The following is a 1,308-nucleotide window of genomic DNA, read 5'->3' as shown; positions in this document are numbered from 1 at the left end:
TGAATCCCCCCGGGTTTGGTGCACACTCGTTTATCTGTCACCGACCGGTAGCCCGGCCAGCTGTGCATAGTAGTCGGCCTCGTACTCGACCGGCGGTATGCGGCCGAGCCGGTGCATCAGCCTCGACTGGTTGTACCAGGACGCCCAGTCCGCGGTGATCGCCTCGACGTCGCCGAGCCGGGTCAACGGGCCGGACCGGAACGGTGAATCGTCGCGTATCGCTTCGGTCTTATAGAGCCCAATTGTGGTCTCGGCCAACGCATTATCGTATGCGTCACCCACCGAACCGATCGACGGGACCATGCCCGAGAGCAACAAGGTTTCACCGAGCTTGATCGAGGTGTATTGCGATCCAGCATCCGAGTGATGAATAGTGCTGCCCGACAATGGGATTCCCTGCCGCTCTCGTAGCGCGGCGGCCTGGCGGATCGCCGAATTGACGAACGCTGTTTCCTTGCTGGTCGAGCATTCCCAACCCAGGATCCGTCCTGCGTAGGCATCGATCACGAACGCGGTGTAGACAAACGATCCCGACGCCAACGGCACGTAAGTGAAATCGGCCACCAACAGCAGGTTCGGTGCCAGCACCCCGAACTGACGGTCCACCAGATCCGGCGCCCGCACCGCGCTCGGATCCGGCACGGTGGTACGGACCTTCTTGCGCCGCACCACGCCCTTCCATCCGTTGGCGCGCATCAACCGCTCCACCGTGCAGCGGGCCACCTCTATGCCTTTCCGCTGCAGATGCACCCACATCTTCTCCGCCCCATACAGGCACTCCGGGCGGCGTTTACCCTTCTCGTCAGGCTCGTAGTGGCCGGCGAGGATCTCGGTGATCGTGGTGTCCCACAACGCGCGTTTCGACGGCGCCCGTCTCGCCCACGCATGGAAGGTTCGCGGGGAGATCTTCACCCCACGCGCGGCCAGGGCTCGGCAGATCGCCGTGATCGGGAACCGAGCCTTGTGCTCGGCGATGAACTCACACACTAACGGTGTCGCGGGTGCTTGTCCCGCGCGAAGAAAGACGTTGCTGCAGAAAGGATCTCGATCGTCTGCTCCAACTCGGCGATCTTACGTTTCTGTTCACCGATGATCCGCGCCGATTCCGTCGATACCCCCTCGGCCTCACCCCGATCGACCGAGGCTTGCCGGATCCATTTACGCAGCGTCTCCGCCGTCATCCCCAGCCGGGACGACACCGCCGTGATCGCGGCCCACTCACTGTCGTAATCGCCACGATGCTCCACAACCAGCCGCACAGCCTTGGCCTTGGTCGCTTCGTCGTACTTCGCTGGCATAACCTGCCCA

General features: G+C 62.9%; 1 protein-coding gene. It reads right to left on the bottom strand.

From position 1 onward, the window contains the following. Positions 1-30 precede the first annotated feature (30 nt). Positions 31-1,298, bottom strand: a protein-coding gene (locus tag NA11_RS43640) for an IS3 family transposase (RefSeq protein WP_141718179.1) whose coding sequence is annotated in 2 segments (ribosomal slippage) — positions 31-1,025 and positions 1,025-1,298 — 1,269 coding nt in all. Because the reading frame shifts where the segments join, the coding sequence is not laid out codon by codon here. Positions 1,299-1,308 lie beyond the last annotated feature (10 nt).

This window comes from Nocardia altamirensis NBRC 108246, from assembly GCF_001612685.1.
Classification (GTDB): domain Bacteria; phylum Actinomycetota; class Actinomycetes; order Mycobacteriales; family Mycobacteriaceae; genus Nocardia; species Nocardia altamirensis.
This window is presented reverse-complemented; position numbering and strand designations above follow the sequence as displayed.